This is a genomic window from Streptomyces olivaceus (genome assembly GCF_000721235.1).
Lineage (GTDB): Bacteria > Actinomycetota > Actinomycetes > Streptomycetales > Streptomycetaceae > Streptomyces > Streptomyces olivaceus.
Window position 1 is genome coordinate 148,044 of record NZ_JOFH01000011.1, and the last position, 15,361, is coordinate 163,404.

Annotated in this window: 15 protein-coding genes; 8 read left to right on the plus strand and 7 right to left on the minus strand. The window is 71.8% G+C overall.

Annotated elements, in window-relative coordinates; all coding sequences use genetic code 11:
• The first annotated feature begins 158 nt into the window (after positions 1–158).
• The 8 genes from IG94_RS0114280 to IG94_RS0114310 all read left to right on the plus strand — a co-directional run bounded on the left by IG94_RS0114280 (position 159) and on the right by IG94_RS0114310 (position 6,566).
• A complete protein-coding gene (locus IG94_RS0114280) occupies positions 159–935 on the plus strand; it encodes an amino acid ABC transporter ATP-binding protein (protein WP_031035449.1) in 777 nt (258 codons plus the stop codon).
• 126 nt (positions 936–1,061) lie between these two features.
• The gene (locus IG94_RS0114285) at positions 1,062–1,895 is read left to right on the plus strand and encodes a glutamate ABC transporter substrate-binding protein (RefSeq protein WP_031035451.1); all 834 of its coding nucleotides are present in this window, start codon (positions 1,062–1,064) and stop codon (positions 1,893–1,895) included.
• Between the two features lie 85 nt (positions 1,896–1,980).
• A complete protein-coding gene (locus IG94_RS0114290; protein WP_031035453.1) occupies positions 1,981–2,646 on the plus strand; it encodes an amino acid ABC transporter permease in 666 nt (221 codons plus the stop codon).
• Entirely contained in the window at positions 2,643–3,530 is an 888-nt protein-coding gene (locus tag IG94_RS0114295) for an amino acid ABC transporter permease (RefSeq protein ID WP_031035455.1), read from the plus strand. The genes IG94_RS0114290 and IG94_RS0114295 overlap by 4 nt, the downstream gene beginning before the upstream one ends.
• A 184-nt stretch (positions 3,531–3,714) precedes the next feature.
• Complete coding sequence (locus IG94_RS0114300; protein ID WP_031035457.1) at positions 3,715–5,337, plus strand: FAD-dependent monooxygenase; 1,623 nt, start codon at positions 3,715–3,717, stop codon at positions 5,335–5,337.
• Between the two features lie 127 nt (positions 5,338–5,464).
• Entirely contained in the window at positions 5,465–5,512 is a 48-nt protein-coding gene (locus IG94_RS44190) for a hypothetical protein (RefSeq protein WP_309506048.1), read from the plus strand.
• Positions 5,513–5,592: 80 nt separating this feature from the next.
• Positions 5,593–6,153, plus strand: a complete 561-nt coding sequence (locus IG94_RS0114305) for a cupin domain-containing protein (RefSeq protein WP_031035460.1) — start codon at positions 5,593–5,595, stop codon at positions 6,151–6,153.
• Positions 6,150–6,566: a rhodanese-like domain-containing protein gene (locus tag IG94_RS0114310; protein ID WP_031035461.1), complete on the plus strand. Its 417-nt coding sequence runs from the start codon at positions 6,150–6,152 to the stop codon at positions 6,564–6,566. The genes IG94_RS0114305 and IG94_RS0114310 overlap by 4 nt, the downstream gene beginning before the upstream one ends.
• A 46-nt stretch (positions 6,567–6,612) precedes the next feature.
• Here the strand turns inward: IG94_RS0114310 and recX are convergent, their stop codons facing one another.
• The 7 genes from recX to manD all read right to left on the minus strand — a co-directional run bounded on the left by recX (position 6,613) and on the right by manD (position 15,307).
• On the minus strand, positions 6,613–7,455 hold the full coding sequence (recX, locus tag IG94_RS0114315; RefSeq protein WP_031035463.1) for a recombination regulator RecX: 843 nt from the start codon (positions 7,453–7,455) through the stop codon (positions 6,613–6,615).
• A 3-nt stretch (positions 7,456–7,458) separates the two neighbouring features.
• Positions 7,459–8,586, minus strand: a complete 1,128-nt coding sequence (gene recA / locus IG94_RS0114320; RefSeq protein ID WP_031035466.1) for a recombinase RecA — start codon at positions 8,584–8,586, stop codon at positions 7,459–7,461.
• 320 nt (positions 8,587–8,906) lie between these two features.
• Entirely contained in the window at positions 8,907–9,908 is a 1,002-nt protein-coding gene (locus IG94_RS0114325) for a sugar kinase (protein WP_031035468.1), read from the minus strand.
• Positions 9,909–10,000: 92 nt separating this feature from the next.
• Positions 10,001–11,110 carry an L-idonate 5-dehydrogenase gene (locus IG94_RS0114330; RefSeq protein ID WP_224219833.1) on the minus strand — a complete coding sequence of 370 codons (1,110 nt, stop codon included), beginning with the start codon at positions 11,108–11,110 and terminating at the stop codon, positions 10,001–10,003.
• Complete coding sequence (locus IG94_RS0114335; RefSeq protein ID WP_031035479.1) at positions 11,107–12,501, minus strand: MFS transporter; 1,395 nt, start codon at positions 12,499–12,501, stop codon at positions 11,107–11,109. The genes IG94_RS0114330 and IG94_RS0114335 overlap by 4 nt, the downstream gene beginning before the upstream one ends.
• A 143-nt stretch (positions 12,502–12,644) precedes the next feature.
• The gene (locus tag IG94_RS0114340; protein ID WP_078892296.1) at positions 12,645–14,102 is read right to left on the minus strand and encodes a mannitol dehydrogenase family protein; all 1,458 of its coding nucleotides are present in this window, start codon (positions 14,100–14,102) and stop codon (positions 12,645–12,647) included.
• The gene (gene manD / locus IG94_RS0114345) at positions 14,099–15,307 is read right to left on the minus strand and encodes a D-mannonate dehydratase ManD (RefSeq protein ID WP_031035483.1); all 1,209 of its coding nucleotides are present in this window, start codon (positions 15,305–15,307) and stop codon (positions 14,099–14,101) included. The genes IG94_RS0114340 and manD overlap by 4 nt, the downstream gene beginning before the upstream one ends.
• Positions 15,308–15,361: the final 54 nt, after the last annotated feature.

A 15,361-nucleotide genomic window follows, 5' to 3' on the forward strand; every position in this document is an offset into this window, starting at 1 on the left:
GAAGTTATCCGGCCGATATGCGCCCAGGTCACCCGGGCTACGACTCGTGGCCACCCGCTACCGGATCGTGATGCTCAGATCTCCCTCAGATGTAGAGACGCATAGTGTCATGGGTCACTACTGTCCTCCGAAACCGAGGAGGACGGAGCCCGAGAGCGATGACCGAAGTATCGGTGGCCAAGGAAGACAAGGCCTCGACCGGCGAACTGGTCGTCCTGAAGAGTGTCAACAAGCACTTCGGCGCGTTGCACGTGCTCCAGGACATCGACCTGACGATCACCCGCGGCGAAGTCGTGGTGGTCATCGGACCCTCCGGGTCCGGAAAGTCCACCCTGTGCCGCACCATCAACCGACTGGAGACCACCGACGCGGGCTCGATCACGATCGACGGCAAGCCGCTTCCCGCCGAGGGCAAGGAGCTGGCCAGGCTGCGGGCCGACGTCGGCATGGTCTTCCAGTCGTTCAACCTCTTCGCGCACAAGACGGTGCTCGAGAACGTGACGCTGGGCCAGGTCAAGGTGCGCAAGGTTGACGCCAAGAAGGCCGAGGAGAAGGCCCGCGCCCTGCTCGACCGGGTCGGTGTGGGCGCCCAGGCCGACAAGTACCCCGCGCAGCTCTCCGGCGGCCAGCAGCAGCGCGTCGCCATCGCGCGGGCGCTGGCCATGGACCCGAAGGTCATGCTCTTCGACGAGCCGACGTCGGCTCTCGACCCCGAGATGATCAACGAGGTGCTCGAGGTCATGAAGCAGCTCGCGCAGGACGGCATGACCATGGTCGTGGTCACGCACGAGATGGGCTTCGCCCGCTCCGCGGCCAACCGCGTGGTGTTCATGGCGGACGGCCGCATCGTCGAGGAAGCCGCGCCGGACCAGTTCTTCAGCAACCCGCGCAGCGACCGGGCCAAGGACTTCCTGTCGAAGATCCTGCACCACTGATTTCCCGCGGCGGCCCGGACGCCTCCACGTCGCCCGCCCCGGCGACCCGCCGTCGACGGCCGCATCTGATCGCCTGATCCTCTGATCGTCCGATCGCAGTTCGATCACAGCCAAAGGATGTTCACCATGAAGCTTCGCAAGGTCTCCGCCGCCTCGGCCGCCGTGCTCGCCCTCGCCCTGACCGCCACCGCGTGTGGCAGCGACGACAAGGACGGCGGCTCGTCCGGCGACGGCAAGAAGATCACCATCGGCATCAAGTTCGACCAGCCCGGCCTCGGCCAGAAGACCCCGAACGGCTACGAGGGCTTCGACGTGGACGTCGCCACGTACGTCGCCAAGAAGCTCGGCTACACCGAGGACCAGATCGAGTGGAAGGAGTCGAAGAGCGCCGACCGCGAGACCATGCTGCAGCGCGGCGACGTCGACTTCATCGCCGCCACCTACTCGATCACCCCCGAGCGCTCGGAGAAGGTCGACTTCGCCGGCCCCTACCTGCTGGCCCACCAGGACGTGCTGATCCGCGCCGACGAGGACAAGATCAAGTCGCCGGAGGACCTGAACAACGCGAAGCTCTGCTCGGTGACCGGCTCGACCTCGGCGCAGAACATCAAGGACAAGCTGGCCCCGAAGGCCCAGCTGCAGCCGTACCCGACGTACTCCGCCTGCCTGCCCGGTCTGCAGAACGGTGCCATCGACGCGCTGACCACCGACGACTCGATCCTCGCCGGTTACGCGGCCCAGTCCCAGTTCAAGGGCAAGTTCAAGCTCGGCGGCTTCAAGCTGACGAACGAGAACTACGGCATCGGCGTCAAGAAGGGCAGCGACCTCAAGGACAAGATCAACACCGCCCTCGAGGCAATGGTCGCCGACAAGTCCTGGGACAAGGCCGTCGAGGACAACTTCGGCCCGGCCAACTACAAGAACGAGCCGGCGCCCAAGATCGGTGACGTCAAGAGCTGAGGCCAGAGCCTGACGGGGTGCGCCGCCCAGGGAAGAGGCGGCGCACCGGGGACGGGCATCCCTACACGCGGAAGCGCGGGAGATCGTGTTCGACTTTGTTAACGATTACGACCTACTGGGAGCCTTCTGGACGACGGTGCAGCTCGCTGTGCTCTCGGCCGTCGGCTCCCTGATCTGGGGCACAGCGCTGGCGGCCATGCGGGTCGGTCCGGTGCCGCTGATGCGCGGCTTCGGGACCGCGTACGTGAACACGGTGCGGAACATTCCGCTGACCGTCATCATCCTGTTCACGTCGCTGGGCCTCAACCAGACCCTGGGAGTGTCCCTCGGCGCCAACGACGTCGAGTCGATCAACTTCCGGCTCGCCGTCCTCGGTTTGATTCTCTACACCTCGTCCTTCGTGTGCGAGGCCCTCCGGTCCGGCATCAACACCGTGCCGGTCGGACAGGCGGAGGCCGCCCGGGCCCTCGGGCTCAGCTTCACCCAGGTGCTCAGCAACGTGGTGCTGCCCCAGGCGTTCCGCTCCTCCGTCGTCCCCATGGCGAACGTCCTGATCGCGCTCATCAAGAACACCACGGTGGCCGCCGCCATCGGTGTCGCCGAAGCAGCGCTGTTGATGAAGGAAATGATCGAGAACGAGGCGCAGTTGCTGCTGATCTCCACGGTCATCGCCCTCGGTTTCGTGATCCTTACGCTGCCGACCGGCCTGATTCTCGGCTGGGTCGGCAAGAAGGTGGCGGTGAAGCGATGAGTTCCGTTCTGTACGACGCCCAGGGCCCGCGTGCCAAGCGGCGCAACATCATCTTCACCGTGGTCTTCGTGGTGGCCATGGCGGCCCTCCTGTGGTGGGTGTTCGGCACCCTCAACGACAAGGGCCAGCTGGAATGGGTCCTGTGGAAGCCGTTCTTCTCCGGTACCGAGGCATGGTCCACCTACATCTGGCCGGGTCTGGAGAACACCCTGAAGGCCGCGGCCCTCGCGGTGGTCATCGCGCTGCCGCTCGGCGCCGTCCTCGGTATCGCCCGGCTGTCGGACCATGTGTGGGTGCGGGTTCCGGCCACGATCGTGGTCGAGTTCTTCCGGTCCATCCCCGTGCTGGTCCTGATGATCTTCGGCCTGGCGCTGTTCGCCGAGTACACCAACGTCAGCTCCGACGACCGCCCGCTGTACGCGGTCGTCACGGGTCTGGTGCTGTACAACGCCTCGGTGCTCGCGGAGATCGTCCGGTCCGGCATCCTGTCGCTGCCCAAGGGCCAAGGCGAGGGCGCGATGGCCATCGGTCTGCGCAAGGGCCAGGTCATGCGGCTCATCCTGCTGCCGCAGGCGGTCACCGCGATGCTGCCGGCCATCGTCAGCCAGCTCGTCGTCATCCTGAAGGACACCGCGCTCGGCGGCGCCGTCCTCACCTTCCCCGAACTGCTCGCGTCGGCCAACACGATGAGCGGCTACTACGGCGCCAACGTGATAGCGAGCTTCACCGTGGTCGCGGTGATCTACATCGCGCTGAACTTCCTCCTCACCAGCTTCGCGAGCTGGCTGGAGCGCCGGCTCCGGCGGGCGAAGAAGTCGACCGGCGCGGTGCTCAGGGCCGACGACGTGGAGACCGCGGACGCCGGCACCGGCGGCAAGGTCTGACACATCTGACTCTCAGTCACCTCGTATGACACCAGCGGAGGCCGTGGCATGATCGCCACGGCCTCCGTCGCTTGACGTGGGCAGCGGCAGTAGGTTGCATACGTTCTGTGACCGTGCACCCTGCCCCAATGTCCTGTTCACCCACGTCCCCCGGGACACCGCCACAGGCAGGGGGCGCCGCGCCGTGGACCCGGTGATCGTCACCGGAGCGGGGCCCGTCGGGCTCACGCTCGCCCTGGCTCTGGCGCGGCAGGAGGTGCCCTGCGTCGTCCTCGACGAGGGGCCCGGCAAGGACGAGGCCCGTCCCGCCCGCACCGTCGTCCTGCGCGAGGACGCCGTCGCGCTGGTCGAGCGGCTGACCGGCACGTCTCTGACCGGGCCGGGCTGCCGTTGGGCCGGATGGCGGTCGATGCGGCGCAAGCAGGTGACGCGCGCGGTCGAATTCGGCGACGACGCCGACCCGGCCCCGCTGCACATCGCCCAGCACGAACTGACCGGCGTACTGCGGGCCGCTGCCGCCCGCGCGCCGCTCGTCAGGATCGCGGCGGACAGCCGTCTCGACGGCGTCGAGCAGGAGACGTCCGGCGTCACGGCCCACACCCGGGGGCCCTCCGGCACCTGGTGGCGCGGCAGCTACCTGGTCGGCTGCGACGGCCCCCGCTCCACGGTCCGCAAGCTCCAGGACATCCGCTTCCCCGGCCGTACGGCGGTGGAACGATACGCCGTCGCCGCCCTGCGCACCGAACTGCCGTGGCCCGACGAGGCCCTGCTCCACCGGATGCCGCCGTGGCGGACGTCCGGTCCCTCGGCCGGGGAGGTCGTCGCCCGTCCCCTGCCGCGCGGCGTCTGGCGCCTGGACTGGCTGCTGCCCGCCGGCAAGGACCTGGTCACGCCGGAGCTGCTGGTCGACCGGGTCCGCGAGACCCTCACCGGCTGGGCCGAAGGGGAGACGCCGGCCTACGAGCTGCTGGACACCGGCGTCCACACCGTCCACCACCGGCTCGCGCGCCGCTGGCGGGTGGGCCGCGTGCTCCTCGCCGGGGACGCCGCGCACCTCCTGGGCGCGCTGGGCACGCAGGGCCTCGAAGAAGGGCTGCTGGACGCGGACAACCTCGCGTGGAAACTGGCTCTGGCCTGGCACCACGGGCCGCACGAGGCGCTCCTCGACAGCTACCAGCAGGAGCGGCGTGCCGCGATCGCCGCCCGGCTGCGCGCCGCGGACCAGCTGCTCCCGCTGCTGCGCGGTGGCGGCGGGCTGCGTTCCTACGTGCCCGGCTCGGCACGCGGCAACGACGCGCTGCTCGCGGACGGTCATCTGGGGCACGGAGCGCTCGGCCTGCCGGGCTCGTACGCCGGTTCACCCCTCGCGCCCGAGGGCCTCTCCGGTGAGGTGTCCGTGCGTACGGCGCCCGGGGCCCCCGTCGACGACGTACGGGTCACGGCCGAGGACGGCACTTTCGTACGGCTGCGTGACCGGCTCGGCCGCGGGGCGCTGCTGGTGGTGCTGATCGCACCGGGTACGGGGGTGTGGGACCGCAAGCACTGGGTCACCGCCGGGATCATGCCCCGGCTGGCCGCCGCGGTGACCGCGCTCCCCCACCGCGCCGAGCTGCTGGTCGCCGAGAGCTACCCGGGCGCCGCGGCCCACACGGTGCTGCTGGTGCGGCCGGACGGTCACCTGGTCACGGCCTTCAACGGCGTCCGCCCGGCCGACCTGTACGCGGCGGCCGAGGCGACGCTGGGCGGGACCGCGCCGGAAGCGGAGGGGGCCACCCGTTCGACGGGCGCCGCCGCCGGGTCCCGCTGAGACGTTGGGACATGGCGTGGGGGGCGCCGGTCGTCCGCATGTTGACGGCGAGTTGACCGGCTTTCCCTGCCATGGTCTACTCCGGATCGTGACCGACACCTGTGTGCGCCTGTGGCGGAGGGTCCATATGGACCTCGTCCGCTATGCGGGCTGCGTGTGTCGTCCGTCCTGCTGAATTCGCACCCCCCTTCCTCCGCGCGCGCCGCCGTCGACGTGCCGCCGCGCGCCCCTTCGCGACATTCCAGGACGGTACCCGTGTCTGTCTCCTCCCCTGTGCCTGCCTCCCCCGCGCCCGCTTCCGCCGCCTCCGCCGCGGACACCGCGGCTCCCACCCAGGCCGAACTCCTCGACTTCGTCCGGCGCGCCGCCGCCGACGCCGAACTGATCGCCTCGCTCCCCCTCGACCCGGAGGGCCGTACCTGGGTGCGGCTCGAAGGGCCGGGCGGCAGCGAGGCGTGGCTGATCGGCTGGCCGCCCGGCACGGGCACCGGCTGGCACGACCACGCCGACTCGGTGGGCGCCTTCGTGACCGCCGCGGGCGAACTCAAGGAGAACGCGCTCGCCGCCCGGCTGCCCACCGACGGCTGGAAGACCCTGGAACTCAGCGAGGGCGTTGACCGGGAGCGCCGGCTGCCCACCGGGAAGGGGCGGGCTTTCGGGCAGCACCATGTGCACGAGGTGCTCAACGAGTCCGACGACCGGCACGCGGTCTCCGTGCACGCCTACTACCCGCCCCTGCCGCAGATCCGCCGCTACAGCCGCACCGGTCCGACTCTGCGCCTGGAGCAGGTCGAGCGTCCGCAGGACTGGCAGTGAGCGAACCGACCGGGATCGACGCACTGCTGGAACGGGTCCGCGCCGGCTACCGGCGGCTCCCACCGCGCGAGGCGTACGACGCCGCCGAGGCGGGCACCGCGCTGCTGGTGGACATCCGGTACGCCGCCCTGCGCGAGCGGGACGGGGTGCTCCCCGGTGCCCTCGTGGTCGAGCGGAACGAACTGGAGTGGCGGCTGGACCCGCAGGGCAGTCACCGTCTCCCCGAGGCCACGGACCACGACGTGCGGGTGGTCGTGGTGTGCAACGAGGGTTACGCATCCAGCCTGGCGGCGGAGTCCCTGCACCGGCTGGGCCTGCACCGGGCCACCGATCTGATCGGCGGCTTCCAGGCCTGGCGGGCGGCGGGACTGCCGGTCACGGCCCCTGCACCGGACGGTGCACCCGGGGGATGACGGGGGGGATGACGGAGGGGGGAACGACGGCGGCTCGGGCTCCCGGTCAGAAGCCCTCCTCTCCGAGGAACTCGGTGTCCTCTCCCTCCTCCTCCAGTGCCTGGCGGACCACCCGCAGGGCCATGCCCTCGGGATAGCCCTTGCGTGCCAGCATGCCCGCGAGGCGGCGCAGCCTCTTGTCGCGGTCGAGTCCCCGGGTGGCACGCAGTTTGCGGGCGACCAACTCGCGTGCGGTCTCCTCCTCCTGCTCGGAGTCCAGTCGGGAGACCGCCGCGTCGATGAGGGTCGCGTCGACGCCCTTGGTCCGCAGCTCTCTGGCGAGGGCACGCCTGGCCAGGCCCCGGCCGTGGTGCCGTGAGTCCACCCAGGCGTCCGCGAAGGCGCTGTCGTTGATCAGGCCGACCTCCTCGAACCTGGACAGCACCTCCTCCGCGGCCTCGTCCGGGATCTCCCGCTTGCGCAGGGCGTCGGCGAGCTGGCTGCGGGTGCGCGGGGTCCCGGTGAGCAGGCGCAGGCAGATCGCCCGTGCCTGCTCGACCGGGTCCCGCGGAGGCTCCCCCTTCTCGGCCCTCGACGAGGAAGGGACGCCTCCGTCCTCGGTGGACGGCTCCGCGCGCTCGCGCCGTCGGCGCCCGCGCCCGCCGCCCGGTCCGCGACTCCGCCCACCCGCACGGCGCGCCCCGCCGTCACCGTGACGCGCCCCGCCGCCGTCCCGGACACCGACGGCGGACGGATCCTCCTCGTACTGATCCGCCCCGTACGTGTCCGTCTCGTACGTGTCCGTTTCATGCGTGTCCGTCTCGTACGGGGCCGCGGCTGCCCCGTACGTGCCGCCGTCCGTCCCGGCGGAGCCGTCCGTGTACTCGGCCCAGTCGGTTCGTCGTGTCACGGGTCAGCTCTTGGCTGCCGCGGCCTTGGACTTGGTGGCCTTGGCCGTCGCGGGGGCGGGCACCGCGGGGGCGGCGTCGGCCGGGGCGGCGGAGGCGGCCGCGTCCGCACCCGGCTCGGCGGCCGGCTCCTCGGGACGCACGCCGACGCCCAGCTTCTCCTTGATCTTCTTCTCGATCTCGTTGGCCAGGTCGGGGTTGTCCTTCAGGAAGTTGCGCGCGTTCTCCTTGCCCTGGCCGAGCTGGTCGCCCTCGTACGTGTACCAGGCGCCGGCCTTGCGGACGAAGCCGTGTTCCACACCCATGTCGATCAGACCGCCCTCGCGGCTGATGCCCTGGCCGTAGAGGATGTCGAACTCGGCCTGCTTGAAGGGCGGTGCGACCTTGTTCTTGACGACCTTGCAGCGGGTGCGGTTGCCGACCGCCTCCGTGCCGTCCTTCAGGGTCTCGATGCGGCGGATGTCGATGCGCACGGAGGCGTAGAACTTCAGCGCGCGGCCACCGGTCGTGGTCTCCGGGGAGCCGAACATCACGCCGATCTTCTCGCGGAGCTGGTTGATGAAGATCGCGGTGGTCTTGGACTGGTTGAGCGCGCTCGTGATCTTCCGCAGGGCCTGGCTCATCAGCCGGGCCTGCAGGCCGACGTGGCTGTCGCCCATCTCGCCCTCGATCTCCGCGCGCGGGACGAGCGCGGCGACGGAGTCGATGACGATGAGGTCGAGGGCGCCGGAGCGGACCAGCATGTCCACGATCTCCAGGGCCTGCTCGCCGTTGTCCGGCTGGGAGAGGATCAGGTTGTCGATGTCGACGCCGAGCTTCTTGGCGTACTCGGGGTCGAGGGCGTGCTCGGCGTCCACGAACGCGACCTGGCCGCCGGCCTTCTGCGCGTTCGCCACGGCGTGCAGGGTCAGGGTCGTCTTGCCCGAGGACTCGGGGCCGTAGACCTCCACGACCCGGCCGCGCGGGATGCCGCCGACGCCGAGGGCCACGTCGAGCGCGGTCGAACCGGTCGAGATGACCTCGATGGGCTCGTTCGGCCGCTCGCCCATGCGCATGACCGCGCCCTTGCCGAATTGCCGTTCAATCTGTGCGAGCGCGGCGTCCAGGGCCTTCTCGCGGTCGGTTCCTGCCATGGGTTCCACCCGGTTTGCTTGATTCGATCGCTTCACATCGAAGACGCTAATGCCTGCCACTGACAATGCGCCGTGACGCGTGCTCGGCCTGTGGACAACTACGCCACTTATCCACCCATACCCCGTCGAAACGACCCGTCACGAGCCTTGCCGGAGCCTCCATGAGAATGGATGTTCGATTTTCGTGTCAAGCGCACCACGCGGCACTTCCGAGCGTACGTCCACCGGATGCTCCGGCCGGCGACGGCGTTGCGGCCCCGGCCCCCGGATCGGTTCGGCACGGTGCCGGGGCCGTGTTCGGCGCGGTGCCAGAACCGAGTTCAGCGCGGCGGCAGGGCCGCCCACGCCGCGTCGTCCAGGGTGAGGAAGCGGCCGTTCTCCTCACGCGTGGGCATCACCGGTACGTCGTCCACCGTGCGCAGGGCCGCTCCGGCGGCGAGGTGGCCGAGGCGCAGCCTGGCACGCTCGTCGCGGCCGTCCAGGAATCCGGAGAGGTAGCCGGCCGCGAACGCGTCGCCCGCGCCTACCGGTTCGACCACCTTGGTCGGCAACGACGCCACGAAGGTCCGGGTGCCGCGCACGTACGCCGTCGCCCCGTACTCGGCGTCCTTGACCACCACGACCGGCGCCGGTGCGAGGAGCGCCGCAGCGTCGTCCGCGTGCTCCGTACCCCACAGCGCCTCCGCCTCGTCCCGTCCGACGAACACCAGGTCGGCGGCGCGGGCCAGGGCCAGCAGCCGGTCGGCGGCCCGTGCGGGCCCGTCGCGCCACAGCGCCGGACGGTGGTTGACGTCGAAGGAGACGGCCGGTCCGGCGGCCCCGTCCTCCGCCCCCGGGTGCCGGTCGAGGAGGAGCGCGTCGAGCAGCAGCCCGCAGCTCTCGGAGAGCGCCGCGGTGATGCCGGAGAGGTGCACCAGCCGGGCCCGGCGCAGCAGGGGCAGGCGAGCCAGCTCCGGGCCCATGCCGGCGGCGGCCGACCCCCGGCGGTAGTAGTGGGTCCGGGTGCCCGCGCGGCCCGGGTCCTTGAAGTAGACCCCGGTCGGCCGGTCCGGATCGGTCCGCACGGCGTCCACGTCGACGCCGCGCGCGGCCAGTTCGGCTCGTATGCGACGGCCGAACGGGTCGTCGCCGAGACGGCTGAGCCAGGCGGCACGGTGGCCGAGTCCGGCCAGCGCGCAGGCGACGTTGGACTCGGCGCCGCCGGTCCCCAGCCGTACCGACTCCTGCTCGGCGAGCGGCCGGTCGTCCGACGGCCCGAGAACGGCCATCGTCTCGCCGACGCACACGACGTCGGCGGCGGGGGACGGAGGGGCGGAGGGCATGGGGGGGGCTCCTGTCAGGAAGGGCGCGGACGCAACTCGGGCGCCTTACACGCCGACTGCGCGTCGGGCTGTTGGTCGGGCTGCTCGCCGGATCACGCGCCTGCCGACTCGCCGGACGACTCACTGGACAGCCTCAGCAGCACCTTGCTGCTCCGGGCGGCCGGGTCCGCGGCGGTCGACAGCGCCTCCGCCGCCCGCTCCAGCGGGAAGCGGTGGGTGATCAGGGGCGTCACGTCGACGCCGTCGCGCAGCGCGAGCAGCGCGTCGTCGATCTCCTCCACGAAGCGGTACGACCCCGCCCAGGTGATCTCCCGGGTGACCAGGTCGCCGAGGACGGCGGAGACGGCGCTGCCGGGCAGGTTGCCGACCTGCACGAGGGTGCCGCCGCGTGCCGTGGCCCGCAGTACCGCACCGAGGGCCGCCGGGGCGCCGGAGGCCTCGAAGACCACCTCGACGTCCTCCGGCAGCGTCTCACCGCGCGCGAGGTCGCGGGTCTCGTCGGCGCCCATCGCGCGGGCGACGCCGAGCGCGTCCGCCGACAGGTCGGCTGCGACCACGGTGTCCGCGCCGCGGTGCTTGGCTGCGGCCACCACCAGGGAGCCGATCGGCCCGGCGCCGTTGACCAGGACGGTCCGGCCGCGCAGCGACGGGGCCCGGCCGACGGCGTGCAGGGCCACTGCCAGCGGTTCGGCCAGTGCGCCCTGCTGCGTGTCCACCCCGGCCGGCAGCGGCCGTACCTGGTCGGCGTCGACCGTGCGGTACTCGCTGAACCCGCCGTCGGTGTGCGGGGTGAAGGCCGCCGAACCGAAGTAGCGGACGTGCGGGTAGAGGTTGGTGCGGCCCGCGATCCGCCCGGGCAGTACGCCGTCGCCGACCGGCCGTGCGGGGTGGACGGTCACCGGCAGGCCCTCGTCGAGCCCGGTGACGCCGGGGCCGGTCGCGGCGATCCGGCCCGCCACCTCGTGCCCGAGGACCAGGGGGTGGGCGAGCGCGGCCGTCCCGGACGCGCCGTTCTTCCAGTAGGCGATGTCGGACCCGCAGATCCCGCCCCACTCCAGGGCCAGCAGCACCTCGCCGGGGCCCGGCACCGGAAGCGGCCGTTCGTCCACGCGGACGTCGCCCGGACCGTGCACGACCACGGCGCGCATGGTGCGCTTCCGGGCGGCCCCGGACACTCCGCGTCCCTCGGTGGCGGTGGTCATACGGCGTCCTCCAGGCGGACCAGGTCGCGTCCGCGGGTCTCGGGCGCGAGGTACGCGCCGACGAAAGTGATCAGTGAGTAGACGACGAGCATGGCCGCGATGGGCCACCAGCTCCCGGTGACGGCCGTGAGGGTGGCGGCGAGGACGGGTCCGATCGCGGTGGCGAGGATGCCGCCGATCTCCTTGGCGAGGGCGAGCTGGGTGAACCGGGTGCGGGCGCCGAAGAGCTCGGCCATCGTCACGCTCTCCAGCGAGAACAGTCCGAGCACACCGACGTTGAGACCGAGCACCATGCCGATCATCACGCCGGGTGTCGTGCCGGAGGTGATCAGCAGCATCACCGGGAAGGCGAGGACCATGGTCAGCGCCGAGACGACCAGGTAGAGCACGCGGCGGCCGACGCGGTCGCCGAGCAGCCCGACGAACGGCACGGTGGCGAAGCCCACCAGCGAGCCGTACACGATGGCGTCCGTGGGCACGGACCGGTCGACGGCGAGGTTGGTGGCGATGTAGCCGACCAGGAAGGTCTGGATCAGCCCGGAGTTGCCGGCCTGGCCGAAGCGGAGCGCCAGCGCGAGGAAGAACGCCCTGCCCTTGCGCTGCCGTACCCCGGCCGCCAGTACGCCGCCCTGCTGCTCACCGGCTTCGGCGATGGCCGACTCGACCTCGTCGCGGTCCAGCGCGACACCGTCCACGACATCGGCGCGCTCCTCGAAGACCGGGCTCTCCTTCAGCCCGCGGCGCAGCCAGACGGCGAACAGCATCATGGCGAAGCTGAGCAGGAACGGCAGCCGCCAGCCCCAGGACAGGAGCTGGTCCTCGGTGAGCACGGCGAGCAGTACGGCCCACAGGCCGGAGGCGGCCAGGGTCCCGGAGTTGGTGCCGAGCGAGACCAGTGAGGAGACCAGGCCCCGGCGCTTGGCGGGGGCGTACTCGGCGAGCAGCACGGTCGCGCCGGCGATCTCGGCGCCCGCGCCGAATCCCTGGGCCAGCCTCAGTACGACCAGCAGGACCGGCGCCATGATGCCGATGGTGCCGTAGGTGGGCAGGACGCCGATCAGGGTGGTCGAGGCGCCCATCAGCAGCACGGTGATGTAGAGGACCTTCTTGCGGCCGAGCCGGTCGCCCATGCGTCCGAAGTAGACCGCGCCGGCGAGCCGGGCGACGTAGCCGACACCGTAGGTGGCCATCGCGGCGATCAGCCCGATCGCGGGGCTGACGTCGGGGAAGAAGAGCTTGTTGAAGACGATCGCGGCGGCCAGCGAGTAGAGCTGGAAGTCCATGAACTCCATGGCCGTGCCCAGCCAGCCCGAGACGGCGGCTCTGGCCAGGTCGCCCGTGGTGCGCTCCGCGGGGCGCGTCTGCTCCGCGGAGACGGCGCTGTCCTTCATCGTGAACTCCGTTGTTCGGGGACGGGAACCGGGGGGAGGGAGGGATGTCTGTCGTACTGCGTGAACCGGCGGGCGGGACGTCGGTCGTAGCGCGCGAAACGGGTGGGCGGGACGCGTCTGCCGCACCGCGGGAGCGGACCGGGTCAGAGTTCGACGCGGCCCGCGCGCAGTGCCGGCAACCGCTCCGCGACGGCTCCGGTGAGGGCCGTGTCGTCGGCGAGGTCCGCCGCACCGACGGTGCGCAGCAGCGCGCCCACCGCCCCGGCGGGACCGCCCCCCGCGTCCCAGCAGGCGGCGAGGGCCTCGGTCGCGGGGTCCGGCCGGTCGGGGGCGCCGGGCCGGGTGCCGTGCGCCCAGGCGGCGAGGGCGAGGGTGAGGGCCGGGGAGTGAGCGCCGTTCGCGCGCAGCTCGCGCAGGGCGGGCAGCCAGCGTTCGGTGATCTTCAGGGAGGCGTCGGAGCCGATCTGCCGCAGCGTGTGCCGCATCGCGGGGTTGCGGAACCGGGCGACGAGGTCACCGGCGTACGCCTCGGGGTCGGGCCCTCCGGCCGGCAGGGTGGGCGCGACCTCCGCGCACAGCGCCCGGACGAGCCGTTCGCCCCAACCCGTCGCCATGGCGTCGGCGACGGTGGCACGGCCCGTGGCGAGACCCAGGTGGGCCAGGGCCGAGTGGGAGCCGTTGAGCAGCCGCAGCTTGGTGAGCTGGTGAGGGCCGACGTCCGGCACGAAGAGGGCGCCGTCCCGTTCCCAGGGCGGCCGGGCCGCGGCGAAGGTGTCCTCCAGGACCCAGCTCCGGTATGGCTCGCCCGCCACGGTCAGGGCGTCGTCGAGACCCAGCGCGGCGCGGACGGCCGCCCGGTCGTCGTCGCTCGTCGCGGGCACGATCCGGTCGACGACGGTCGACGGGAACGTCACCGCGCCGTCCAGCCGAGCGAGCACCGTCCCGCGGTCCGGCCAGGCCGAGGCGTGGACGAAGTCGCGTACGACGCGGGCCAGTACGGCGCCGTTGCCCGCCATGTTGTCGCAGGAGACGACGCTGAGGGGGGCCGCGCCGGACCGCATCCGGGCGGCCAGGCCTGTGGCGAGCCGGCCCACCACGGTGGTGAGCGGCGCGCCGGGCGGAGCGGCCAGGTCGGCGGCGACGGGCGCCGAAGCCGTGTCCAGACCGCCCGTCGTGGCCGACCGGTGGTAGCCCTTCTCGGTCACCGTGAGGGTCACCACGCTCACCTCGGGATCGGTGAGCAGCGCGTCGACGGCTCCGGCGTCGGGGCCCATCGCCAGGGCGCCGACCACCGACCCGACGACCCGGCAGACGGGTCCGTCGGGACGGCGCTCGACGACCGAGTACAGGAAGTCCTGGTCCCGCAGGGCACGCGCGGTGGCGGCCGAGCGGGGCGCGACGGCGGTGATGCCCCAGGGTTCCCCGGAGACGGCGGCGGCGTTCTCCGTGTAGAGGGCCTGGTGCGCCCGGTGGAAGGCGCCGAGCCCGAAGTGCACCACGCGGGGGCGCAGTCCGGCCGGGTCGACGGCGGGGCCCGGACCGGGCGCCAGCCGCGACAGCGCCGTACGGCCCAGACGGGGAAGGGCGGATCCGGCGCTCACCAGTCGTGCACCGAACCGTCGAGACGGCGCGCCACGGGCAGGTAGCGCCGCTGGTACGGGAAGCGCTCGGCGGCCTTGTCGTCGTACTCAACGCCGAGTCCCGGCTCGTCGGAGGGGTTGAGGTACCCGTCGGCGAAGGTGACGCCGGAGCGGAACACCTCGGAGGTCTCCTCGGCGTGCCCCATGTACTCCTGGATGCCGAAGTTCGGCACGGTGAGGTCGAGGTGCACGGCGGCGGCCATGCTGACGGGAGAGAGGTCGGTGGCGCCGTGCGAACCGGTGCGGACGTGGTACAGCGCCGCCAGGTCGAAGATCCGCCGCAGGTGGGTGATGCCGCCCGCGTGCGCGACGGTGGTGCGTACGTAGTCGATGAGCTGCCCGGTGATGAGGTGCTGCACGTCCCAGATCGAGTTCATCACCTCGCCGACCGCGATCGGTGTGGTGGTGTGTTCGCGGATGAGCCGGTACGCCTCCTGGTTCTCCGCCGGGGTCGGGTCCTCCATCCAGAACAGCCGGGAGTCCTCGACGCTGCGGCCGAAGCGGGCGGCCTCCATCGGCGTCAGCCGGTGGTGCACGTCGTGCAGCAGGTGGAAGCCGAATCCGAACCGCTCCCGGACCGCCTCCAGGTAGCGCGGCGCGAAGTCCAGGTAGGCCCCGGTGTCCCAGGGCTGCTCCTCGGGCAGGTCGGTCGCGGCCGGCTCGTAGATCCTTCCCTTGCGCACCCCGTACGTGCCGCCGACGTCCGGGACCGCCGCCTGCGCGCGCACCGCGCGGTAGCCCAGTTCGAGGTGGCGTTCGACGTCGTCGAGGAGGGAGGGCACGTCGGTGCCGCTGGCGTGCGAGTAGACCAGTACGCCGTCGCGCGAGCGCCCGCCGAGGAGCTGGTACACGGGCAGGCCCGCGACCTTGCCCTTGATGTCCCACAGCGCCGTGTCGACGGCCGAGACCGCCGTCATCGTCACCGGACCGCGGCGCCAGTACGCACCCTTGTAGAGGTACTGCCACATGTCCTCGACACGGGCGGGGTCCCGGCCGACGAGCAGGGGCGCCACGTGGTCCCGCAGGTAACTGGCGACGGCCAGCTCCCGCCCGTTGAGCGTGGCGTCGCCGAGCCCGGTGACCCCGTCGGTGGTGGTGATGCGCAGCGTGACGAACGTGCGACCGGGGGAGGAGACGAGCACCTCGGCCCGCTCGATCTTGCTCACTTGCGGCTCCATCCTGTCGTGCAGAGCTTGTATACAAGCATCTGTCGCGCAGAG

Excerpts from the sequence above, each read along its gene's own strand:
- IG94_RS0114335 (WP_031035479.1), bottom strand. The coding sequence starts at position 12,501 with ATGAAGGACAGCGCCGTCTCCGCGGAGCAGACGCGCCCCGCGGAGCGC.
- IG94_RS0114330 (WP_224219833.1), bottom strand. The coding sequence starts at position 11,110 with ATGACCACCGCCACCGAGGGACGCGGAGTGTCCGGGGCCGCCCGGAAG.
- IG94_RS0114285 (WP_031035451.1), top strand. The coding sequence starts at position 1,062 with ATGAAGCTTCGCAAGGTCTCCGCCGCCTCGGCCGCCGTGCTCGCCCTC.
- IG94_RS0114280 (WP_031035449.1), top strand. The coding sequence starts at position 159 with ATGACCGAAGTATCGGTGGCCAAGGAAGACAAGGCCTCGACCGGCGAA.
- IG94_RS0114325 (WP_031035468.1), bottom strand. The coding sequence starts at position 9,908 with ATGCCCTCCGCCCCTCCGTCCCCCGCCGCCGACGTCGTGTGCGTCGGC.
- IG94_RS0114295 (WP_031035455.1), top strand. The coding sequence starts at position 2,643 with ATGAGTTCCGTTCTGTACGACGCCCAGGGCCCGCGTGCCAAGCGGCGC.
- recA (WP_031035466.1), bottom strand. The coding sequence starts at position 8,586 with ATGGCAGGAACCGACCGCGAGAAGGCCCTGGACGCCGCGCTCGCACAG.